Consider the following 21,960-nt stretch of genomic DNA (forward strand, 5'->3'; position numbering starts at 1 on the left):
GGGAACATCGACACCGGAACCGGATACCGCGGCATCAACGCCACCGTCCACCTCACCGTCCCCGCACTCACCCTCCTCAACCAACTCCCCGGCGCCGAAGATAGCGCCGGCGCTCACCCACAAAAGAGGGCCGGAGCAGCCCCAGCGGAACCAGGTTCCCCCATTCCCGGGGCAGCCGCTCCAGCCAGCTCCGGCTCTCCAGCCAGCTCCGATTCTCCAGCCAGCTCCGATTCTCCAAACGGCCCCGATGACGCGGCCGGGACCGGCGGCACCAGCTACCCGGCCTCACCGGGACCTCGCGGCTATCCTCCCGCGCAGGAGCCCCGCAGCTACCCGGTCCTGGAGGGCTACGGGCCCATCGACCCCGACACCGCAGCCCGCCTCGCCGCCCATGCACCCTCCTTCACCCGGATCCTCACCCACCCCCACACCGGAGCCGCACTCTCGATCGGCCTGGCCACCTACCGGCCACCGAAACACCTCCAGGACTGGGTCCGCATCCGCGACAAAACCTGCCGACACCCTGGCTGCAACCGGGCAGCGGTCGCAACTGAAATCGACCACACCATTCCCTGGCACCACGGCGGACGCACAGACCACGACAATCTTGCCTGCCTCTGCGCCAAACACCACCGGCTCAAAACCATCGGGCTCTGGGACTACATGCAACCCGAACCCGGCACCATCACCGCCACCTCACCAGCCGGAAAAACCTACACCACCCAACCCCCACCCTTCTAAGACGAAGGAAGGGTGGACGGTGGGAGAAATCCCCCAGCCGATCCGTCCCACCCGAACACTAAGTGGAGGGTCGGCCGGAGAGCAGCGCACTCAGAGGTGGGACTGGACGGGGGCACACACCGAGGCGGCGGCTGACGGGTACGCACGCGAGCGCGAGCTGATGGACATGCCACGGCCTCGGCCTGAAGGACACTTCCACGAGCGCGGGCTGAAGGATACGCCACGGGCTCAGCCTGATGGACACGCCAGGGGCTCAGCCTGGTGGACGCGCACACGAACGCCGGTTGAAGGACACGCCAACGGGCTCGGACGGAAGGACACTTCCTTGAGCGAGCTGACCGGTACGCACGCCAGCCCGTACCTGATGAACACGCCACGGGCTCAGCTGGAGCGTGACGCGAACGCGGGTGCAGCTAGCTGGCCACTTGAAGGGACATGATCATCCGCCGGATCGCGTCGAAATCCTTCTGACTGAACCGCTTCTGGGCCTCGGCAATGGTCGCGAAAGACTGCGTTCGCGAACCGACCTGCGTTGGGTCCAGCGCCCGAAGCTGGACCGCGTCACCGAACGAGTACAGTCCGATGTGATCCGGCCCCTGAACTGTGTTGTAGAGCACGCACGCCGCTCCGTCCGCTCCACCGACTACGTCGGTAATCCCGTACGAGCTGAAGAACCTGAACCCCTGAATGACCCGAACCACGAAGCGGGGCTCAATGGATCCTTCGGCTTCTGCCGTGGAAGGGACATCAACCGGCTCGCTGCTGAGCACGACGTAGGGGCTTGCGCCATCCGCAGCACACTCTTCCGCCGGCGGTGTGATGCGCGTGTGGAGCTGGGCCAGGGTGGCACCGTCAGCGTTCGAGACGTCAAAGTGCAGACCGCCCTCCTCGAACCCCTCCCCCGGATCTTCGATCGCCTCCACCGTCCAGCTATCGGGCACCTCGAAACTGACAAGCCGCTGCTCATCGGTGAACGCGGTCCAGCCGTCACCGGGCGCTGGCCGCTCCGGCAGCATGGGAAGCGCCACCGGGGTCGGATTCGCAGTTGCGGATGCTGAGCTCTCTGGGGCTGCGCTCACCGAGGAGGTAGCCGGCGGGCGGTCACCGATGACAAAGCCGTCACACCCGGTGAGTGCCACGCCCACCGTCAGAAACATGACGGCACCGAGCAGACTGGACCTCACAGGTCGCGTCATGATCAATCCTTTCGGGTTACTCACGTCCACTCTATGCAGTGAAGCAGCTCACGGGGAGGCATCCGCAGCGGGCGCGGCGCAGAATCACTTCCATGAAGCGTTTCGTTCAAACCTCCCTGGGTGCAGTCGCGGTGCGCGTGCACCCGGGCACTGAGGACCGGACCACCGGACCGGGCTCGCCCCCGTGGGTGTTTCTCCATGGCGCCTCCGGCTCCTGGCGTACCTTCCGCGAGCTGACTCTCAAACGGGCGATTCCCGTGGAGTACGACAGCGTCTTTCTTGATCTCCCGGGCTGGGGCGATTCTCCCGGTCAGGTGCCCTTCACGGTCGATCAACAGAGCACTGCCGTCGTGGAAGCTCTGACAGCACTGAACTACCGGTCCTGGTGCCTCTTCGGGCATTCCATGGGAGCGGTACTTGCTCTGCACATTGCAGCGTCACGCCCCGAAGAAACGCACGCCGTCGTCGCTCTTTCTCCAACCGCGCTGACCGCGGGCGCGGCTCTGAACCGACCGCTCCGCTACCCGGCGATGGCTCCGCTTGTCGGCATGCACGCACTGATGTTCGTGTTGCGCGCTCTCGGACGAACGGCCCCTGCGCTGCTTCGTATCGCTGAGCGGACAAGGCTTCTTCGCCTTGCCCTGGGCCCGTTCTTCGTCCGTCCGCGCATGCTGCAGCGTCGTGTCTTCGTGGACTTGGCTGTCGACGCTCGTCCGGCCTCGTTCATTGCTGCAGCAAACGCGCTGAAAAAGTACGACGCCGGCATCTGGCAGCAGATCGCGGCGCCGACAGTCCTCGCTCGAGGCAGCCGGGACATCTTCACCCCGGCTGCGGAACTGCATGCGCTTGCAACGCTTATCCCCACTGCTCAAAGCGTGGTTCTGGCCGGAACCGGGCATTTCGCACACGTAGAAGATCCGGTCGGTACCTGGCAGACGCTGCTGACGGCACTACAGTCGACTCCGGATTCCCTGCACCTTCCGGACTGACGAGACGACCGCCCGCCCGGCGAGGTGACGACCCTACGCGCGGCCGCCCAAACCCTGCACCTTCCGGACTGACGAGACGACCGCCCGCCCGGCGAGCGCTATCTCGGCGTCGCTCGTTGACGCGGTCCAGGACAGCCTCAATGCTGTCTGGGCGACGTCCGGTTCCACTCCGAGCGCCTGCAGCACCGCTGACGGTTCGCTGGAGCCCGCAGCACAGGCGGATCCGCTCGATGACACCACACCGGCACGTTCAAGCTCCAGCAGAATCGCTTCCCCGTTTGCACCGGGAAAGCAGAATGACGCCACGTTCGGCAGCCGTTGTTCCGGATGGCCGGTAAGAAAGGATCCTTCCAGACCGTCGAGGACCGTGCCGATCAGATGGTTGCGACGCGCAAGCGAGGCAGAATAATGGTCGAGACGTTCCTGCTGGGCAAGCCGCAATGCGGTTGCCAGGGCCACCGCCCCGGCGACGTTCTCCGTTCCCGACCGGCGCCCCCGCTCCTGGCCGCCGCCATGGATCAGCGGCTCCAACGGAATTCTCGACCGGACAAAAAGGACGCCACAGCCTTTAGGCGCCCCGAGTTTGTGGCCGGAGATGCTCATCGCGTCTACTCCGAGTTCCGCCGTATCGAGCCGCAGCCATCCTGCTGCCTGCACCGCATCCGTGTGGAAGGGAATCCTGCGTTCACGGCACACGGCTGACAAGGCGGCAATGGGCTGGACAGTGCCGACCTCATTGTTGGCGTACATGATGGTGCATAGCGTGGTGTCGTCGTCGAGTGCGGCGCGGAGCGTCTTTTCCTCCACCAGCCCCTCAGCGGTCACGGGAAGCAGCGAGATCCGGAAGCCATGCAGCCGTTTCAGGTAGTCAAGCGTTTCAAGAACCGCGGGATGCTCGATCGACGATGCGACAATGTGCTTCCCTCGCGGCCGTGCCAGCGCAATGCCCTTGATCGCGAGGTTGTCTGCCTCGGTGCCTCCCGAGGTGAAGAGAACGTCTGCCGGTTTGCAGTTCAGCTCCGCGGCAACAAGTCTGCGCGCGTAATCGAGCGCACGGGCTGCAGATTCACCGACCGTGTGGTGGCTGGACGGGTTTCCGTAATCGGTGGTGAGCAGCGGCCACATGGCTTCAAGCACTTCCCTGCGAACAGGAGTGGTGGCCGCAGCGTCGAGATAAATCACCGCCCGTCCTCCCAGGTGCCGGAACCGGCAGGAGCCGCCTTATCCGGCACAGAGGTTTCGATGCGGAGGTCCAGACCGAGGTCCAGTGCCCGCACGCTATGGGTCAGTGCTCCCGAGGAAATGATGTCGACTCCGGTGCGCGCTATTGCACCGATGGTTTCCAACCGCACATTGCCGCTTGCCTCCACCAGTGCACGGCCCGCGATTTGGGTGACGCCGGTCGCCAGATCCTCAAGGCTGAAGTTGTCGAGCATGATCGTGTCCACTCCGGCCGCCAACACCGGCTCAATCTGGTCCAACCGATCGACCTCCACCTCGAAATGAACGGTATGCGGGAGTGACCGGCGCGCCGCCCGAAGCGCATCGGTCAGATCGATCGTCCCACCCCGGGTCAGGACGGCCAGATGGTTGTCCTTGGCCATCACAGCGTCCGAGAGGCTGAAGCGGTGATTGAAACCTCCGCCGCAGCGCACCGCATGCCGCTCGAGAATGCGCAGTCCCGGTGTGGTCTTCCGGGTGTCCACCACACGGGCACCCGTTCCGGCGACCTCCGCGACAAAACGCGCGGTGAGCGTGGCAATCCCGCTCAGCCGTTGCGCAAGATTCAGAGCTACCCGCTCTGCCGTCAGTACGGAACGCGCTGGCCCGGACACCACAGCAAGAACACTGCCGGCGTCGAACGCCTCACCGTCCCTGACCTCGAAGGAAACCTCAATCCGCGGGTCGGTGAGACGCATGGCGGATTCAAGCACCTGTACACCGCAGAAGATACCCGGTTCACGCGCAATGACGGCCGCATCGGCCTGGGCCTCGGCGGGAATGAGCGTTTGGGAGGTGACGTCTCCCCACGGAGCATCTTCGGCAAGTGCTGCGGAAACAATACGGTCGACGTCGGACCCAGCCGGCCTCGCAGACACACGTGTCATGACGCACTCCTGAAGACTGAAACAATACGGTCGACGTCGGACCCAGCCGGCCTCGCAGACACACGCGTCATGATGCACTCCTGAAGATGATGGGGCTGCCGACCGTAGCGGAAGCGCCAGGATAGTCGGCACGATAGTGGGCTCCCCGCGACTCTGTCCGCGCAAGGGCGGCCGACGCGATGAGACGTGAACAGAGCAACAGGTTGGCAGTTTCTCGAGCCGCTGGCCCGGACCCGGTTGAATGCCACTGGGCCAACTGCTTGGAAGCCACGCGAAGCCCGGCGTCCTCACGGACAATGGAGACGTGCTCGGACATCACCCGCCGCAGAGCGTCACGGTCGGCCTCGTCCACCCCCGGCGGCAACGCCAGCGCCTCAGCCCGGACGGTCGGCCAGGCCAAAGCAGGGGTGACAATCGAGCCCGCCGCCCGCGCGCCGAACACCAGCCCTTCGAGCAGCGAGTTCGATGCCAGCCGGTTGGCCCCATGAACCCGGGTCCGCGCAGCCTCACCGACGGCATACAGTCCGGGCAGGGACGTACGCCCGAAGGTATCCGTCACCACTCCACCCATCCAGTAGTGCGCCGCCGGGACAACCGGCAGGAGGTCGTGTGCCCACTCGAACCCGGACTGCCGGGTCACCGCCGACAGGGAGGGAAAGCGACGGGTGAGGAATTCCGTTCCGAACATGGTCGCGTCAAGGAAGACCTCCGCCTCGCCAGTGCGCGCGAGGTGCAGTGCAATGCTTCGGGAGACCACGTCGCGAGGCGCGAGCTCACCGTCCGGGTGGTACTCATCCATGAATCGCTTGCCCGTGCCGTCCCGCAGCACAGCTCCCTCGCCACGGACGGCCTCCGAGATGAGCGGATGCCCGGAAACGTTGAGGGCGGTGGGATGGAACTGGAAGAACTCAAGATCGGCCACGGCTGCACCGGCGCGAAAGGCTGCAGCAACGCCGTCGCCGGTGGCAACTGATGGATTGGTGGTGTGCTGGAAAATGCCACCCGCACCGCCCGAAGCAAGCACGACGGCGTCGGCTGCCACCGTCTCCTGCCGACCGTTCCAAAGGACGACGACGCCGGTCACCTGCCCCTCGACCACCACCAGGTCACCGGCGAAGGCATACTCGTGCAGAGTGATGCCCGGGTCTCGTCTGGCGGCCCGAATCAGCGGCGCGGCGATTCCCGCTCCGGTAGCGTCACCCCCGATGTGCAGGATTCGCGACGCTGCATGCGCGGCTTCCCGTCCGAGGGCCAGTGCGCCGCCGGGAGTGCGGTCGAAAAGCGCTCCCAGGGTCACCAGACGCTCGATCGCTTCCCCCGCTTCGGAGCAGAGCACCCGCACCGCAGCTTCGTCACAATGGCCGGCTCCCGCTGCGAGGGTGTCCGCGACGTGAAGCTCTGTACTGTCACCACCCGGAACCGCACCGGAGTCCGCAGCGCCGTCGGGACGATCGAAGCCGGTGAAGCCCTCACTGCCCTGCAGCACGGCGGCAATACCGCCCTGGGCGTACCAGGTATTAGTGTCGGCAAGAGCGCCCTTGGCAAGAACCGTAACCTGCACATCCGACCTCCGGCGCAGCTCCAGCGCTGTGAACAGCCCCGCGATGCCGCTGCCGATTACCAGGACATGCATCACGGCCTGGCCGCCAGCATCCGCTCAAGTGCCACCCGGGCGTGGTTCGCCACGTCGGTCTCCACCACGATCCGGTTGCGCACTTCACCGGCGACGAGGCCCTCGAGCACCCAGGCCAGATACCCCGGGTGGATCCGGTACATCGTGGAGCATGGGCAGATCACCGGGTCGAGGCAAAAGATGGTGTGCTCGGGGAACTCGGCCGCAAGCCTGTTCACCATGTTGATCTCCGTGCCCACCGCGAAGGTTGTCCCCGGTGCTGCCGCTGCGATGGCCTTGCGGATGTAGTCGGTCGAACCCGCCTCATCCGCAGCGTCCACCACGGGCATCGGGCATTCCGGGTGAACAATGACCCGGACGCCGGGAAACTCAGCCCGGGCCTTTTCGATCTGATTGACGGTGAAACGCTTGTGCACGGAGCAGAAGCCGTGCCAAAGAATCACCCGTGAGTCCAGCAGCTCCTGCTCGGTATTGCCGCCGAGCACCTTGTGCGGATTCCACATGGGCATCTCGGTGAGGGGCACACCCATGGCCTTGGCTGTGTTGCGGCCCAGATGCTGGTCCGGGAAGAAGAGCACCCGCTGACCTCGCTCGAACGCCCACTCAAGCACCGTGGCAGCATTCGATGAGGTGCAGACGATCCCGCCGTTACGCCCGCAGAATGCCTTGAGCGCAGCCGAGGAATTCATGTAGGTGACCGGGATCACCGGAAGCCGTCCGCCGTCGTCGGGCTCTGTTCCGAAAAGCTCCTCCAGCTGCTCCCAGCAGTCTTCCACCGAGTCGGCGTCCGCCATATCCGCCATCGAACACCCCGCAGCGAGATTCGGCAGGATGACGTTCTGCTCCGGCCTGGACAGGATGTCAGCGGTTTCAGCCATGAAGTGCACGCCGCAGAACACAATGGCGTCGGCATCCGGACGGGTGAGCGCCGCATTGGCTAGCTGGAACGAATCACCCACGAAGTCCGCATGCTTGACCACCTCGTCACGCTGATAAAAATGACCGAGAATCACCAGCCGGTCCCCAAGCGTTTCCTTGGCGGCCAGGATGCGGGCCTCCAGCTCCTCGTCGCCGGCGAGCCGGTACTCCTCCGGCAGCTCGCCCTGGCGCGGCGTGGAAGCCGGAGCAACATCCTGCATGGAAGCTCCGGGGCCGTAATCAGGGGCGGCGTCGGGTCCGGCAGGAAGATCGAACTCCCAGGGCCCCCGGGCGAGGTCCGGGCTGCAGGTACCGCCCCGGACAACAGAGCGCTCCGCGTCCTCGCGGGTGATGAGCTGGATGGCGGTATTAATGCTCGTCATGGGATTCTCCCTGGTTGAAGCGGGCTGGAAGCCGATGGGTAGTGGGCGGGATACGGAACGGAATCATGGTGCACGCACGGCTTGCGACTGCCGGGTGCTGCCGTCCGGCACCGGCCCGGCGTAGCGGTACAGCCGTGGCGGGCGGTGGCGGGTACCGGTGAGGTACTCGTCCGTGGCTTCGATGTGGGGCGTTGCACGGAGCTGCCGGCGGAAATTCGCGGGGTCAAGTTGCTTGTCCAGCACGGCTTCATAGACTTCACGGACCTGGGCGAGGGTAAAGCGCTCACCCAGCAGGTGATACGCGATGGAGCCGTACTCCATCTTGTTGCGCAGCCTCCAGAGCGCATACTCCACGATGTCGTTGTGGTCGAAGGCGAGCCGCTCAAGCCGATCCGCACGGAACCACCGAACATTCTCGGACTCACGGGTCAGCTCCGCCTCATCGGGCTGCACGAGCGCCCAGTAGACGATCGAAACCAGACGCTGGCCGACCGAACGGTGCAGCCCTCCGAAGGCGTAGAGCTGCTCGAGGTAACGCGGCGCCAGTCCCGTGGTCTCAAGAAGGTTGCGAGACGCCGCGTCCTGCAGCGACTCGGAGGGAGCCAGGGGCCCGCCGGGGAGCGCCCATTGGCCGAGGTATGGCTGGCGGATACGCCGCACCAGCGGAAGCCAAAGCGTCGGGCGTCCCGAAGCCTCGCTGGGACGCAGACCGAAAATCACTGTAGAAATCGCCAACGACGGCGGCTCCTGGCTGCGCTCGCTGACGTTTGCTGACGTGGGACTCACCCTGACACCCCCCTTCCGCAGATCCGTGTGGTGCCATCCTGGCGCCCTACCGAGGACTTAGAGTCGTTATGACTATAACTAATTCTAGCGTGCCCCTCCTGCCGGAGCGCAATTTGCCGGGTGCATGACGCCCGGTACACCATGATCCTGAGTGTTAAGTGGGAATTTCCGGGCCCGATTTGCACCCCGGGGGAAGCGGTGACTAAAGTCACACGCGTTGGCCACTGCTGGCCGGGCGGCGAAGACCTGTTCAATGGAGCACAGTTCTTCGCCGCATTTTCTTTTCCCGGCCCTGTGCCTTCAGGGCGCTAGAGTTCAGGAAAGCGCCGCAGCGAGGAAAACCGGGAGGAACCATGGGACGTCACAGCGATCATCTGGTCGAGGGAACAGACCCAAGAATCCATGTAGCCGTCCATGAACCTGCGTCTCCATCAACCCTGCGGCCCATTCTGCTCCTGCACGGCTTCGCGTCCTCCGCCAAACTCAATTGGGAAGATTCCGGCTGGGTACGCGCCCTGACTGATGCCGGGCGGAAGGTCGTCACCCTGGACCTTCCCGGCCATGGAGCAAGCGCCGCTCCCGAAGAGATGGACGCCTACTCCCCCAGCCGTATCCGTGCCGACATCCTGCAGATCCTGCTCGATGAACACGTCCGTCCGCTGGCCGACGGCCGGCCGGAGACGGGTGTCGACATCATCGGCTACTCCCTCGGGTCACGGCTGGCCTGGGAGTTCGGCGCAACCCAACCTGAACTCGTACACCGGATGGTGCTCGGCGGACCGGGAAGCGGCGATCCCCTTGCGGCATTCGACCTTGCGGCCGCCCAGCGTTTCCTCGCCGATGGGACCCCCATCGCGGATGAGTCAACCGCCAACCTGCTCCGGATGGCACAGCTTGTTCCCACCAATGACGTCTTTGCGTTGCTCACCATGGTGGAAGCGATCAAACGGGAGCCGTTTGTCCCGGCGGACGCGGTGCCGCACATGCCGCTTCTCCTGGTGGCCGGGGAGGAAGATGAACGTGCGCGGACACTGCCGGAACTTGCAGGACTGAGCGGGAATGCCGAGGTGCTCTGGCTGCCCGGCCGCACTCACTCGAACGCCGTGACCGCCCGAGCTTTCAAGAACGCAGCGATCGAATTCCTCGCTGCGTAACAATTGCCGAACTTTTGATCGCCGGCGTAGTGGGGTGTCTTCCGCAGTGCCTCACACAAGGTAGAATGGTTGAGGTGATCAGCATGCTTATCACCTGCTCCTCACCCTCATAACTTCTTTCTCCCCGGAGGTCTCGCGTGGATGAACTCCTGGCCGAGCGGTACCAACCCATTGAGTTGATCGGTACCGGCGGCGCAGCATCGGTGTTTCGGGCACTGGACCGAAACCTCGGCCGGGACGTGGCAATCAAGGTCTTCAACCCCACCACCTCCGATGATGATGACTACCGCCGCCAGCATACGGAAACGATGCTGTTGTCCACCCTGAACCATCCGGGACTGGTAACGCTGCACGATGCCGGCCTCCAGAATGACGGCAACGGCAAGACCACCAGCTTTCTGGTGATGGAACTGGTGGACGGCCTTGATTTGCGCAAGCTCCTCAAGTCCGGGCCGCTGCCCTCCGAACATGTGGCCCAGCTCGGCGCCGACCTGGCGGACGCCCTGGCATACATCCACTCGCAGGGCGTCATTCACCGCGATGTGAAGCCGGCGAACATCCTGATGTACCACTCCGGCGAGCAGGACACCCGGCTGTATCCCAAGCTCACCGATTTCGGCATTGCCCGCATGGTTGAAGCGACGCACTCCACAGCACACGGCGCCACCATCGGCACCGCCAACTACCTGAGCCCCGAGCAGGCCGAGGGGACGCGCGTCGAGCCCAGCTCCGATATCTACTCGCTTGGGCTGGTACTCCTCGAATGCCTGACCGGCGAGAAGGCATTTCCCGGTCCTGTTGTCGAGGCCGCCGTGGCCAGGTTGCTACGGGACCCCGAGGTGCCCGAATCCCTCGGCGCCGACTGGGTCAGCCTCCTCACCCGCATGACGGCCAGGGACCCGCAGGCCCGCCCGGACGCACATGAGGTGGCTCTTGCGCTCCGAGTGGGAAGCGACAAGGACGACGACGGCGCGGTAACACTCAACCTGCCCACCCCGGACGATGCCCAGGCGGACACTCCTGACGTGAGCACCGGAGGGGTCACGACCGGAAACGTCCACATCCCCGCACCGCCGTCGCGGGCACCGTCCCTGGGCTAGCTTCGGATCGGGCTAGCTCCGGATCGGGCTAGCTCCGGAATGCCTGAGCCCGGCGGAAACCTGGTTCGGGCAATTGCGGCCCTTAACCCAGAGTCCGGGGCGCCTCGGCCCCGGACTCATCCGTCTGCACTCGTTCTTTCCCTGGGCTAGCTCTCCTCGTCGGGGTCTTCCTCGGGTTCGAAACTGCTCGGTTCTTCAGTGGCGGTGGCCCCCACACCGTCATCCGTATTGGGGATCGATCCCTCCGGCTCCGTCTTGGAGGAGTCCTTCCCCTGCGCGTCCTGTTCCTGGTCGCGTGAATCACTTGTCATGATGACCTCCATCGTTTGGACCGGCGTTACAGTTCCGATCCTAGGGTTCGGCGGCGGCGGGCGAAAGATCCCAGTGAGCGGCTCCAGCCTCGCGGAGAGCATGAAAGAGCAGACCAGAGACGTATCCGCGCCCGGTTGCCGCTGGAATTGAACGGTACTCAGGCAATTGCGGGTCGCTTCAGGAATTCGAGTCACCGGGGAATCGCCGGTTACTTCAGGAACTTCGAGGTACGGCGGTCTGCAAGCTGCTTACCGCCGGTCTGGCACGTCGGACAATACTGCAGCGCGGAATCCGCGAACGAGACCTCGCGCACCGTATCACCACATACAGGACAGGGCTCGCCGGCTCTGCCGTGGACCTTCATTTCACGCCGCTTGGAGTCTTTCAACTCCTTCGCGGGCTTGCCGGCCGCCGCGGCAATAGCTGCCTCCAGGACCGAATGCATCGCAGTGTGGAGCCGGATCAGCTGCTCATCATCGAGTGTGGACGCAAGCGCAAACGGAGACAGCCGGGCAGCGTGCAGGATTTCGTCACTGTAGGCGTTGCCGATACCCGCAATGAACGACTGGTCCCGCAGTATCCCCTTCACCTGGCTGCGGTGTCCCTGCAGCATCGCGATGAATTGGTCCTGGTCCACAGTGAGCGCTTCGGGGCCCAGCCTGCTCATCCCCGGCACCTCGGAAACCTCGCGCACAAGATAAACCGCCGCCGACTTCCTGGTGCCCGCCTCAGTGAGGTCGAACCCGTAGCCGGCCGGTTCCGTGCACCTCAGCCGGAGCGCGATCGGGCTCTTCCCTGGCCGGAGAAGGGTGTCCGGCATCGAGTCGGACCACCGCAGCCACCCGGCCCGGGCAAGATGCAGAACGAGATGAAGGTCCTCCAGGCTCAGAATAAGGAATTTTCCGCGTCTGCCCACCTCCGTGAACGCCATCCCGGAGAGGGCGGAAAGCGGCACCCCTGCCGTCTTCAGGACGGCAAAGGAGCCAAGCTGAACGTCGCGGACCCGGGCAGGCGGTGCACCGTCGTCGGGCATCAGTTTGCCCGCAAGGAACTGTGCGAGCCCCTGCACCTCAGGCATCTCCGGCATGGCACCACGGTAGCAGCGGCAAGGGCGTCCGGGACGGCATTCGTAAATGGCAGTCGGGATGCTGTGCAGCGGGTGCAGCACCTGCCTCTGGTCTTCCATTACCGTGGAGGTGGGCGCAGCCGGGCGGACGCTGGCCCGTATCGGGGAGGAAGCAGGCTACAGACGCATGGTCAGTGCAACAGGATCATCCCGGCGCTCCGCCGGCAGGCCACTGAACCGGGTTCTGTCCCAGGAAGCGATCACCCGGGCGGCGCTGGGGCTGATCGAATCCGGCGGGTACGAGGGGCTCACCATGTCCTCCCTCGCCCGTGCTCTGAAGGTAGCGCCGTCGTCGTTGTATAACCATGTGGAATCCAAGGGCGACGTGCTCATCCTTATCCAGGACCACGTCATGAAGCAGGTGGATGTGTCCGGATTCGGGACCGAGCCCTGGGAGCCGGCGGTTCGACGGTTCGCCTGGTCCTACCGGGATGTGTTCACGCGCCATACTCCCCTCATTCCGGTGATCGCTGTCTTGCCGGTAAGCGGAGCGCCACAGACTCTGGCGGTATATGAGGCCGTCACCCGCGGATTTGAGGAGGCAGGGTGGCCTGAACCGCTGATAGTTCCGGCGATTATTGCGCTGGAGTCGTTCATCTTCGGCTCTGCATTCGATGCCACGGCACCTGAGAGCATCTTCGACTCGGGACAACTGGCAGGAAGCTATCCGCGCTTCACCGCTGCAGTGGCGGCTCAGAGAGCGGCAGCGGGCAAACCGCAGGCCGACGTAGCATTCGGGCTGGGGCTCGATTCCCTCCTCCTCGGGCTTAAGGCCCGGATGGAAGACGCCCGCAGTTAGTTGTATCGGCTGGGCCTCTCACCTCGGCTCACCGACTGCACACAAGAAAGAAACTGCACACAAGAAAGACCGGCTCGCGGGGCTGGGGGAACCCAAGGCGAACCGGTCTTTCTCGATACCGGACCCGTCAGTCCGGGGGCGGGCCCCTCGTACAAGGCCCGTCTTGCAGTTCAGTGTAGGTTCGGCTTCCGTCCGCATGCCATGGGGAGAACTACCCATGGCACTATCCATATCCCTGTGCCGCGCTATCCCTGTGCCGCGCTCCGGGGTTGCCGCCGCGCCGTCACCCACGAGTCCTGACAGCACAAAGGCCGCCCCACCTGCGCTCCGTGACGATTCGGGAGAGAAGGTGGAGCGGCCTCGGGCGGCTACTTCGCCTGGCTGTGGCTTTCATTTACGCGCAGGGGCACGCCACGGGTCTCTTTGACCAGGGTGACACCGACGAAGGAAACGACGCACAGGCCCATGATGTAGAAGCCGATGGACAGCGAGGAACCGGTACTGCTCAACAGCGCTTCCGCAATCAGCGGCGCGAAGGCACCGCCGAGGATGGCGCCGAGCGCGTACCCGATCCCGATGCCGGAGTACCGCACATTGGCCGGGAACATCTCGGCATACATCGCCGACATCGGTCCATAGGACAGCCCGAGGCCGATGGTCAGGACGAACAGTGCCACTCCGTACGCGAAGATGTTCCGGGTGTCGATCATCAGGAACAGCGGGATCATCCAGACAAAGACGAGGGCATAACCGATCTGGAAGGTCCGTACGCGGCCAATGCGGTCAGAAAGAATTCCGCCGTACATGGTGAAGATGAGCCAACCGAACGAGGCAAGCAGGGTAGCAAACAGGACGGGGCCGCCCGGCATGCCGAGCGTGCGCTGGGCGTAGGCAGAGAAGAATGCGATCAGGAGATAGCCGGCCGCGTTGTTCGCGATGAAGATCGCGGCAGTCAGTATGACCTGCTTGCTGCTGTGCTTGAAGAGCTCCTTGAGCGGAACCGACGACTCGAGCTTGCGCTCGGTCATCTCCTTGAAGACCGGGCTTTCTGCCACGGCCTTGCGGATGAAGTACCCGACGACGATCAGCACAACGGAGAGGAGGAACGGAACACGCCATCCCCAGGTCAGGAACGCTTCCTCGGACATGGACGAACGCAACAGGAAGAGCACCAGCGTTGCGATGATCATGCCGACGGGAACACCGATCTGCGGATACGCTCCCCAGAATCCGCGCTTGTTCACGGGTGCATGCTCAACCGCCATGAGAGCCGCACCGCCCCACTCACCACCGGCAGAGAAACCCTGCAGGATGCGCAGCACCATCAGAAGAATCGGGGCCGCAACACCGATCTGCTCGTAGCTGGGCAGGAGACCGATCAGCGCAGTGGCCGAACCCATCAGGACGAGAGTGAACACGAGCATGGCCTTGCGCCCGATGCGGTCACCAAGGTGTCCTGCCACTACTGCGCCGAGCGGCCGGAAGAAGAAGCTGATGCCGATGGTGGCCCAGGCCACCAGCTGGGCCAGCCCCGGGCTTTCGTCATTGAGCGGCGCAAAGTAGAGCTGGGCGAAGACGAGGCCTGCGGCCTGCGCGAAGATGAAGAAGTCGTACCACTCGATAGTGGTACCAACCATGGTTCCGGCGACGACCTTGCGGTCTTCCCGGGACATACGCTGCCGTGGGGCAGCCGTTGAAGACGTCATTGTTACTCCAGGTGGACGGACGAGATTACTGACAGAACGTTCGGTAACTGTGTTTTAGATCATACTCGAAGCAGGGCACCCAGCGCACCGTGTTTCATTTCGAACCCCTAACGGCGATTTCAGCCCATTTCGGCCGCGCGATCGAGGAAAAACTGCCCCGCGTACCCCTCAGCGGCGTCGCAGCACGGCAGTCGACACGAAGCCCAGCAGCAGCAGCACGACGGCGGCAGCAACCGGAACCATCAGGGCGTTTTGCACGCCGGCCTCCGCCAGTGTCCCTGCAAGCGAGGCCCCCAGTGCCGTGCCCGCCACAATCCCGCTGGCGAGCAGGGTCATCACGGTGCCGACCAGATGTTGGGGGGCAACCAGCGAGCCGACACTGAAGATTGTCACCATGGTTGGTCCAACCGGTAGGCCGAGAATCAGCAACGCCGCCAGCATGAGCGGGATGTCGGATGCGAAAAGCGGCAGGCACGCCGCAGCGCTCATGGCCGCTGCTGAGACAACCCAGCGCAGCGGATGGCGGAAGCCCTGCGGCCAGTACGCAACGGACAGGGCTGTCAGCGCGGAGCTGACGCCCATCACCGCATAGAGCAGTCCCGCGGCCGTTTCCACGCCGAAGCCGCCGGCAAAGGCGATCAGAGCGGTCTGGGTGGAGCCGAAGAACGTCCCCATCATGACCATTCCGAGTACCGGCAACGAGATGAGAAACGCGGTGCGCCGCATCCCGCGGACTGCTGCGCCGGAGGGGACTCCGGTCCGTGGTCGCCGCCGCAGTGGTATCACCGAGCGCTCGGTGGGGTGGACGGCGAAGCCCGATACGAACGTGATGGTCAGCAGCGCCGCAAGCGCGAGCGGCAGCCACGGCGCGATCAGGCTTGCCAGGAGCCCGACCAGCGCAGGGCCAAGAACGAAGGTCAGCTCGTCAGCCGTGCTCTCATAGGACAGCGCGGTGTCAAGGTCCGCCGGGCGCTTGTTCCGCGTCAGCGCCATCCAGCGGACTCTCGCCAGGGGACCGATCTGCGGGCAGGTTGCTCCCATAAGGAAAGCGGCCGCCAGGGTGGGCAGAAGTCCCGCTCCGGTGCCGGCCAGGCCGCTGACCATGAGCAGTGCAACGATGGCCATGGTGTTCAGGAGCGCCGCCAGCAGGAGGACCGGACGCTGGCCGTACCGGTCTGCAAGGAAGCCGAGCACCGGTGCGCCAAGGGCGGAACCGATACCGACGGCACCGGCAGCGAAACCGCCGGAGGCGTAGGAATTGGTGGCGGCAGTGACCAGGGTGAGCGCTCCGACTGTGAGCATCGCCAGGGGCAGCCGCGCTATGAAGCCCAGGGGAAGAAAGCCTGCTCCGGCGATTTCAGGAAGGCGGCCGAAACGCCCACGGTTGCTCAGCGGCTCCGGACTCCCGGGAACGGACGCGGGATCCGGAGGGGTTGTCGAAGAAACGTCGCAAGGAAGGGCGCTGTATTCAGAAGATGATGTTGCCATGTGCTTTCCGGGTACATCCAAGCGCGCATCGTCCCTCCTCCCGATGCGCCCAACCCGGTAACAGCTGCGATTTTACACTCGTTCAAGCTGATTCACGAAGCGCACCGACGAGCCCGTCCGGCCCTTGGAGACGTGCAGTTGCGCCGGTATTCGCTGCTTCAACTCGGCGACGTGGCTGACCAGCCCCACCACACGGCCCCCGTCCCGAAGATTCTCAAGCGCATCCATCACCTGTTCAAGAGACTGCTCATCGAGGCTGCCGAAGCCTTCGTCAACAAAGAGCGTCTCGATATCCAGTCCGCCCGACTCCTGCTGCACCACGTCGGCCAGTCCAAGAGCGAGTGCGAGGGACGCCATGAACGACTCGCCTCCGGAAAGTGTTGCGGTGTCACGGCGCCTGCCCGTCCAGCTGTCGATGACATTCAAACCAAGCCCGGATTTCCGGTTACCCGACCGGGAGTCGCTGTGGACCAGGGAGTACCTGCCGTCCGACATGTGCTGCAGCCGTTCGGTGGCCGCCTCGGCCACCTGTTCCAGCCGGGCAGCGAGGACATAGGTGGCAAGGCTCATCCGGTACAGGTTCTCACCGTTGCCCCGGACGGTGTCAGCGACAGACCTGGCAAGCCGGTATGCCTGCCGCAACGGCACCAGCCTCTCGTCAAGCGCGGCTACCCGGTCTGCATAGGAACCCATCTGCACCACCGACTGTTCCAGTAGCCCCACCTCGAGCACCGCCCGCTCGAGCTGCACCCTTGCACTCTCCTCGGCCCGGGCAGCAGCGGCGATTTCATCTTCTTCGGGAATTGGTTCGCCGTTCTTTTCCGAAGCGGCTGCCGCAACATTCTCCGGACGTTCCAGGTCCCGTTCTATGCGGTGGGCAGCGTGCTCGGCCTCCCGGATGCGCTGCTCCATCGCCTCCACCTGGCTGTCATCCAGCAGGGCCTGCCGAACAGTGTCCGGCGAAGCGAACTCGGTTGCTGCCAGCTGCAATGCCAGCGCCTGTTCAGCTTTCTCCAGACGCGCCGCTGCCTGTTGCCACGCGGATAGGGCAGCGCAGACCGCGCCGACGCGTTGTGCGGTCCCTTCGAGTTGTGCCACTTTCTCCGCGACTGTGGCGTACCTGCCGCGCACCGACTCCAGCCGGGCAAGCAGGGCCGTGTGCTGCTCCTCCAAGGCGGAGAGCAGCGAAGAGAACTCTGCCTCGCTTCGGACGGCTTCGGCCTGCTGCTCGCGCACACCGGCGAGCGCCGCCTTTGCCGCTGCTTTCCTGGCGAGGAGTTCCGCCGAGGCGCGGACCGCCGCCTCTGCCTCTCCGCGTTCCTCCTCCAGGGAGGCGAGCGCGGCGCGCACCGTCCCGGCCGGCGTATCCCCGCTTCGGGCGCGCAACCCTGCGGCCTGAAGCGCTGCAGCGTCCCGCACCGCGGTGGTATCCCGGAAACTGCGCTCTGCTTCATCCTGGTGCGCGCGGGCGGACTCCTCATCCTCCCGGGTCACCAACCCCTGCGTTCCGGCGGTTGCCGGCGCAGGGTGCTCCTGGCTTCCGCACACCGGACAGGGCTCCCCCGGGCTCAGCCGCGCTGCAAGCTCGGCAGCGGTCTGCTCAAGGCGCAACTGAAGTTTCTGCAACCAGTCTTCCTTGGCTGCAAGAAACAGCGCACGCTGGGAATCCTGGCGCTCATCCAGCTCCCGCAGTGACCGCTCCGCCCGGTCTGCCTGCGCAAGCAGGTCCAACTGTGCGGCTGTCTCGGCACATGCTGATGCCAGCTCCGCCGCACGGGCGCCCGCCGCTTCCGTTGTCTCGATCCGTGCTGAGAGGTCGCTCAGCTCCTCCTCGAGCTGCTGCTGCCGGGTGCTGTACCGATCCAGCTCTGCAGTGTTCTCCTCACTGCGCTGCACAGTGATCCTGATCCGGTCTTGCAGACGGACAAGATCTTCTTCCGTCGGCAGAGCCGCACGCGCCTCTGCGAGCCGTTCGCGGAGGGCCTGGTGTGCACTGTCGAAAGCGTCTCCTGATACCTCGACGTCCGACGTGAGAAGGTCAGGGATCTCCTGCCGGGCGGCAGGATCGGCCTGCAGCTGGCCGTTCAGTGAATGCACCTCATCCCGGGTGCTGCGCGCCTGATCCGCTGCCTCGTCACGCGTCTGGAGAGGACCCTGCAGGATCTGCGCGCGCCTGTGATTCTCAAGCAGTTCCCGCAGTGCACCCGCCTCAGCGAGGGCGATCTGATTTTCCGCAGCCTCTGCCGCCAGCCGGCGGAAGGCCAGACGGTCCCGCCGTTCAGTTTCCAGCCGGGACCGTCGCTTCGCAGCGTTGTCCCGGACAGCCGTTAGCTCCCTGGCGCGGTTCCGCCCTGCCACGACGGCGTTTGTCAGCCGGTCCTGGAGCGCGGCAAGTGCAGACGCCGGATCAGCCTCAGCGTCGCCGGGCGCTGATCCGTCTCCAGTGCCTCGCGCATCAAGGGACTGGTCCGTGGAGCCGGGCCGGTCAGTGGGGCCGGACTGGTCCGTGGAGCCGGGCCGGTCAGTGGAGCCGGGTTTTTCAGTGTTGCCCGTCGGACCAGCCGCACTTGCGTGCTCGTCGGAACTGCGCCGCGGACCAGCGGACAGGAGATTTTCCGACAGCGGACCACCGGACAGGGGGTCATCCGACAGGCCATGACGCTCCACCTCTTCAACGGCCCGGGAAAGGAGGTCCTCCAGCTCACTCTCAACCTCCTGTGCGCGGGTGGAAGCGTGAGCGGCACGCTCCGCGAGCATCTGCTCGACGCCGGAGAAACGGTCGGTCGCGAAGAGCCGCTGCAGGAGCTCACCACGGGCGGCGGCGTCCGACCGGAGAAATGCCGCAAACTCTCCCTGGGGCAGCATGACCACCCGGGTGAACTGTTCCCGGTTCATGCCGAGCAGAGCCTGTAGTTCGGCTCCCGCTTCATCGTTCCGGGTGGAACGGGTGACCCACTCCCCCGCCACCCGTTCCCGAAGCATGGTTTTCGCTTGCTCGGTGGTGGTTCCGGAACCACGCCGGGACGGCCGGTTCCAGGAAGGATTCCGTGTGACCTCCAGGCGCCGGGAGCCGGCTGAAAACTCGCACACCACCTCCGGCGCAAGCCCCACAGGTGCATGGTCGCTGCGCAACCGTCTGGCGTTCTGGCGGGCGCCGGGTACTGAACCGTACAGCGCGTAGCAGATGGCATCGAGCACACTGGATTTCCCTGCTCCGGTGGGTCCGTTCAGCAGGAACAGGCCCTGTTCCGCCAGGGCATCAAAGTCAATGTGCTGGCGCTCAGCGAACGGGCCGAAAGCCTGTATCTCCAGCCGATGTATTCTCATACGCCGCTCTCCGCAGCCCGCAGCGCATCAATGGTTTCCGCAAAGAGCGCCGCTTCCTCTGCGTTGGCCTTGCGCTGACGCACGTGCTCCAGAAATCCACAGCAGATGGCGGTGTCATCAGCCGCCTGCGCAATCCGTTCGCTGTACGTCCGTTCCTCCCCGGCATTCCGCGACGCGGGCTCAAACGCGAGCACCAGGGTACCGGGGAAACGGGCACGCAGGCGTTCCATCGCGTGCTGCGGGCGCTCGCTGTCGGTCAACGTCACCTGGCACCACGAATTCTCGGCCTCGACGTGCTCTGGAGAAGCCAGAAGCTCTTCTATGGGCCCCCGCAGCACCGCAAGATTCCGCGGCGGCGCCCACTGCACCGGACGAATCTCATCCACACCGCCGGCACCGACATCAATGAGCCAGGCGCCCTTGGACTGACGTGCCTCGGAGAATGAGTAGGCCAGGGGAGAACCCGAATAACGTATACGTTCCTGCAGCTGTTGCCGGCCGTGCAGGTGGCCGAGCGCCACGTAGTCGAAACCCTCGAAGAGGTCCAGCGGTACCACTCCCAGGCCTCCCATGCTGAGCTCCCGCTCGCTGTCAGAACTGACCCCACCGCCGGCGAAAGTATGCGCCATGACCACGGAATACAGCGTGCGTGACGGGTCCAGTCCGCGACGCCGACTAACGTCAGCCCGCACACGGTCCAGCGCCGCCGAGGTCACCGCCGTGTGCGTTGCCGCTTCGCTTCCCAACTTTTCGGCGACCATGCGCGGCTCCAGGTACGGGAGGCCGTAGATGGCGACCTCGGCAGTGTCACCCACCTGGAACACCGCTGGACGCCCGATGTCTTCCAGCCGCGTGCGGAGGTGCACTCCGCCACGTTCGATCAGTCGGCCACCGAAGCCCAGCCGCACCGCTGAATCATGATTTCCGCTGCTGACCACCACGCTGGCTCCGGCGACGGTGAGCCGCTCAAGCGCCTCGTCGAAGAGCTCGACGACGTCAACTGCCGGCAGTGCGCGATCGTAGACATCCCCGGCAATGAGAACCACATTAACGTTCTCCTCACGGACTGTCTTTTCCAGTTGGTCGAGAAAAAGCTGCTGCGCCTCAAGCATTCCGACGCCGTGGAAAGAGCGGCCCAGATGCCAGTCCGATGTGTGCAGTAACCTCATGATTCCAAGCTACCGGCCACCTCCGACAGTTTCGGACGGCAACGCCGGACGTACTCGCGAAGGGGTGCCGAACGCGACAGATTGGCGGCGCAGTCCCGGCTGCCCAACCTCACTGCCTACACTGGCCCAGTGACACTTTCCAACAGTTCTCCCGGTGCCGTCCGCAGCAGAATCAATGGTGCCCTCCTAGGAGGTGCCCTCATGGAGGCCGCTGCGGGCTCGCCCGAAGAATTCCTTTTCGGCGACGCCGCCCACCTGACCCTCTATACGGTCGACGGCCTGACCGAGGCACTCGAGTGGGCCAATGACGGCGTTGCCGCCGATGAGGCTGCCTGCCTGTGGCTTGCCTACCTCCGCTGGCTCCGCATCCAGGGTGAGGCACCGCCGTCGTCCGCTCCCTCCCCGCCCGCCCGCTGGCTTGACCGGCAGGATGTCCCGCACCGCCGCAGCCAACCGGACACTGCCACGGTCCGTGCACTCGCCAGCGGCGAGATGGGCAGCAGGCAGCGGCCGCTCGAACGGGACGACGACGGTCCCGGCGCCCTGCAGCGCTCAGCCCCCTTCGGACTGGTTGCCAACGTACCGCCCGAGTGGATCGAGAAGCTGGCACTGGACGCCGCAGCCATCACGCACGGCAACCCGCTGGCACAGATCCCCGCTGCCGTCCTTGCCCGGCTGATACACGGGATCACTTTCAAAGAGCAATCCCTGGAGGACGGAATCTCCGCCGCGGCACAGCATGCGGCAGCGCTGGGATCGACAGACCTGTCCGCGTTACTTCAGTCCCCTGACACTGCCCAGCAGGAACGCGCTGACGCAGCGGGTGTCCTGGGTGAGGCCGTCGGGCTGGTCCTCTCCACGGCAAACGACGACGGCGCAGCCTCCTTCCGTGCACTCCTGACTGCAGGAGGAAAGCTGGAGGGGCCGGCGGCATCGGTTGTCGGCTCGGTTGCCGGTTCGATCGCCGGTGCACTGCACGGAGACCACTCACTGCCTCCGGATGCCCGACAGCGGTTGGCGGGAGC

Annotated in this window: 18 protein-coding genes; 6 read left to right on the top strand and 12 right to left on the bottom strand. The window is 64.9% G+C overall.

Annotated features, from left to right (window positions below; all coding sequences use genetic code 11):
- Window positions 1–741: HNH endonuclease signature motif containing protein (locus tag X803_RS21170; RefSeq protein WP_216699074.1), on the top strand; the 741-nt coding region annotated here is incomplete at its 5' end.
- A gap of 413 nt (window positions 742–1,154) precedes the next feature.
- Here X803_RS21170 and X803_RS0115505 read toward each other — a convergent pair.
- Window positions 1,155–1,937 carry a hypothetical protein gene (locus X803_RS0115505; protein WP_035779410.1) on the bottom strand — a complete coding sequence of 261 codons (783 nt, stop codon included), beginning with the start codon at window positions 1,935–1,937 and terminating at the stop codon, window positions 1,155–1,157.
- 92 nt (window positions 1,938–2,029) lie between these two features.
- Here X803_RS0115505 and X803_RS20545 point away from each other — a divergent pair, with 92 nt between their 5' ends.
- Window positions 2,030–2,926, top strand: a complete 897-nt coding sequence (locus X803_RS20545) for an alpha/beta fold hydrolase (protein ID WP_051470826.1) — start codon at window positions 2,030–2,032, stop codon at window positions 2,924–2,926.
- A gap of 33 nt (window positions 2,927–2,959) precedes the next feature.
- Here the strand turns inward: X803_RS20545 and X803_RS0115515 are convergent, their stop codons facing one another.
- From X803_RS0115515 to X803_RS20555, 5 genes are all read right to left on the bottom strand, one after another.
- Entirely contained in the window at window positions 2,960–4,108 is a 1,149-nt protein-coding gene (locus X803_RS0115515) for a cysteine desulfurase family protein (RefSeq protein WP_026545842.1), read from the bottom strand.
- The gene (nadC, locus tag X803_RS0115520; RefSeq protein ID WP_026545843.1) at window positions 4,105–5,034 is read right to left on the bottom strand and encodes a carboxylating nicotinate-nucleotide diphosphorylase; all 930 of its coding nucleotides are present in this window, start codon (window positions 5,032–5,034) and stop codon (window positions 4,105–4,107) included. The genes X803_RS0115515 and nadC overlap by 4 nt, the downstream gene beginning before the upstream one ends.
- 67 nt (window positions 5,035–5,101) lie before the next feature.
- The gene (gene nadB / locus X803_RS20550) at window positions 5,102–6,667 is read right to left on the bottom strand and encodes an L-aspartate oxidase (protein WP_051470827.1); all 1,566 of its coding nucleotides are present in this window, start codon (window positions 6,665–6,667) and stop codon (window positions 5,102–5,104) included.
- Window positions 6,667–7,968 carry a quinolinate synthase NadA gene (nadA, locus tag X803_RS0115530; protein ID WP_026545844.1) on the bottom strand — a complete coding sequence of 434 codons (1,302 nt, stop codon included), beginning with the start codon at window positions 7,966–7,968 and terminating at the stop codon, window positions 6,667–6,669. The genes nadB and nadA overlap by 1 nt, the downstream gene beginning before the upstream one ends.
- A 63-nt stretch (window positions 7,969–8,031) precedes the next feature.
- A complete protein-coding gene (locus tag X803_RS20555; RefSeq protein WP_051470828.1) occupies window positions 8,032–8,754 on the bottom strand; it encodes an NUDIX hydrolase in 723 nt (240 codons plus the stop codon).
- A 353-nt stretch (window positions 8,755–9,107) separates the two neighbouring features.
- On the opposite strand from X803_RS20555, the gene X803_RS0115540 reads away from it, so the two are divergent.
- Together X803_RS0115540 and X803_RS20560 are read left to right on the top strand one after the other, a co-directional pair.
- Complete coding sequence (locus tag X803_RS0115540) at window positions 9,108–9,908, top strand: alpha/beta fold hydrolase (RefSeq protein WP_026545845.1); 801 nt, start codon at window positions 9,108–9,110, stop codon at window positions 9,906–9,908.
- Window positions 9,909–10,045: 137 nt separating this feature from the next.
- Complete coding sequence (locus X803_RS20560) at window positions 10,046–11,008, top strand: serine/threonine-protein kinase (RefSeq protein ID WP_035779413.1); 963 nt, start codon at window positions 10,046–10,048, stop codon at window positions 11,006–11,008.
- A gap of 146 nt (window positions 11,009–11,154) precedes the next feature.
- Here X803_RS20560 and X803_RS21995 read toward each other — a convergent pair whose 3' ends face one another.
- Together X803_RS21995 and X803_RS0115555 are read right to left on the bottom strand one after the other, a co-directional pair.
- The gene (locus X803_RS21995; protein ID WP_156930094.1) at window positions 11,155–11,319 is read right to left on the bottom strand and encodes a hypothetical protein; all 165 of its coding nucleotides are present in this window, start codon (window positions 11,317–11,319) and stop codon (window positions 11,155–11,157) included.
- Between the two features lie 209 nt (window positions 11,320–11,528).
- Entirely contained in the window at window positions 11,529–12,407 is an 879-nt protein-coding gene (locus tag X803_RS0115555) for a DNA-formamidopyrimidine glycosylase family protein (protein ID WP_026545846.1), read from the bottom strand.
- Between the two features lie 166 nt (window positions 12,408–12,573).
- On the opposite strand from X803_RS0115555, the gene X803_RS0115560 reads away from it, so the two are divergent.
- A complete protein-coding gene (locus X803_RS0115560; RefSeq protein ID WP_026545847.1) occupies window positions 12,574–13,245 on the top strand; it encodes a TetR/AcrR family transcriptional regulator in 672 nt (223 codons plus the stop codon).
- Between the two features lie 368 nt (window positions 13,246–13,613).
- On the opposite strand, the gene X803_RS0115565 is transcribed toward X803_RS0115560, so the two are convergent.
- The 4 genes from X803_RS0115565 to X803_RS0115580 all read right to left on the bottom strand — a co-directional run bounded on the left by X803_RS0115565 (window position 13,614) and on the right by X803_RS0115580 (window position 20,935).
- Window positions 13,614–14,951, bottom strand: coding sequence for an MFS transporter (locus X803_RS0115565; protein ID WP_026545848.1), 1,338 nt, complete (start codon window positions 14,949–14,951; stop codon window positions 13,614–13,616).
- A gap of 168 nt (window positions 14,952–15,119) precedes the next feature.
- Window positions 15,120–16,439 (bottom strand): MFS transporter, encoded by a 1,320-nt coding sequence (locus X803_RS0115570; protein WP_035779416.1) that lies wholly within the window; start codon window positions 16,437–16,439, stop codon window positions 15,120–15,122.
- Between the two features lie 72 nt (window positions 16,440–16,511).
- Window positions 16,512–19,766: an AAA family ATPase gene (locus X803_RS0115575; protein ID WP_026545850.1), complete on the bottom strand. Its 3,255-nt coding sequence runs from the start codon at window positions 19,764–19,766 to the stop codon at window positions 16,512–16,514.
- Window positions 19,763–20,935, bottom strand: a complete 1,173-nt coding sequence (locus tag X803_RS0115580) for an exonuclease SbcCD subunit D (RefSeq protein WP_026545851.1) — start codon at window positions 20,933–20,935, stop codon at window positions 19,763–19,765. Before X803_RS0115580 ends, X803_RS0115575 begins: the two co-directional genes overlap by 4 nt.
- 129 nt (window positions 20,936–21,064) lie before the next feature.
- Between X803_RS0115580 and X803_RS20565 the strand changes: the two genes are divergently transcribed.
- The coding region (locus tag X803_RS20565) for an ADP-ribosylglycohydrolase family protein (RefSeq protein WP_162149240.1) at window positions 21,065–21,960 on the top strand (896 nt) is incomplete at its 3' end.

Origin of the sequence: Arthrobacter sp. 35/47 (genome assembly GCF_000520475.1) — a bacterium.
GTDB classification, from domain to species: Bacteria; Actinomycetota; Actinomycetes; order Actinomycetales; family Micrococcaceae; genus Arthrobacter_D; species Arthrobacter_D subterraneus.

What these genes read in the sequence shown, in the direction of transcription:
- X803_RS0115505 (WP_035779410.1), bottom strand. Translation starts at nt 1,937, where the DNA reads ATGACGCGACCTGTGAGGTCCAGTCTGCTCGGTGCCGTCATGTTTCTG.
- X803_RS20545 (WP_051470826.1), top strand. Translation starts at nt 2,030, where the DNA reads ATGAAGCGTTTCGTTCAAACCTCCCTGGGTGCAGTCGCGGTGCGCGTG.
- nadC (WP_026545843.1), bottom strand. Translation starts at nt 5,034, where the DNA reads ATGACACGTGTGTCTGCGAGGCCGGCTGGGTCCGACGTCGACCGTATT.
- nadB (WP_051470827.1), bottom strand. Translation starts at nt 6,667, where the DNA reads ATGCATGTCCTGGTAATCGGCAGCGGCATCGCGGGGCTGTTCACAGCG.
- nadA (WP_026545844.1), bottom strand. Translation starts at nt 7,968, where the DNA reads ATGACGAGCATTAATACCGCCATCCAGCTCATCACCCGCGAGGACGCG.
- X803_RS0115540 (WP_026545845.1), top strand. Translation starts at nt 9,108, where the DNA reads ATGGGACGTCACAGCGATCATCTGGTCGAGGGAACAGACCCAAGAATC.
- X803_RS21995 (WP_156930094.1), bottom strand. Translation starts at nt 11,319, where the DNA reads ATGACAAGTGATTCACGCGACCAGGAACAGGACGCGCAGGGGAAGGAC.
- X803_RS0115555 (WP_026545846.1), bottom strand. Translation starts at nt 12,407, where the DNA reads ATGCCGGAGATGCCTGAGGTGCAGGGGCTCGCACAGTTCCTTGCGGGC.
- X803_RS0115560 (WP_026545847.1), top strand. Translation starts at nt 12,574, where the DNA reads ATGGTCAGTGCAACAGGATCATCCCGGCGCTCCGCCGGCAGGCCACTG.
- X803_RS0115565 (WP_026545848.1), bottom strand. Translation starts at nt 14,951, where the DNA reads ATGACGTCTTCAACGGCTGCCCCACGGCAGCGTATGTCCCGGGAAGAC.
- X803_RS0115570 (WP_035779416.1), bottom strand. Translation starts at nt 16,439, where the DNA reads ATGGCAACATCATCTTCTGAATACAGCGCCCTTCCTTGCGACGTTTCT.
- X803_RS0115575 (WP_026545850.1), bottom strand. Translation starts at nt 19,766, where the DNA reads ATGAGAATACATCGGCTGGAGATACAGGCTTTCGGCCCGTTCGCTGAG.
- X803_RS0115580 (WP_026545851.1), bottom strand. Translation starts at nt 20,935, where the DNA reads ATGAGGTTACTGCACACATCGGACTGGCATCTGGGCCGCTCTTTCCAC.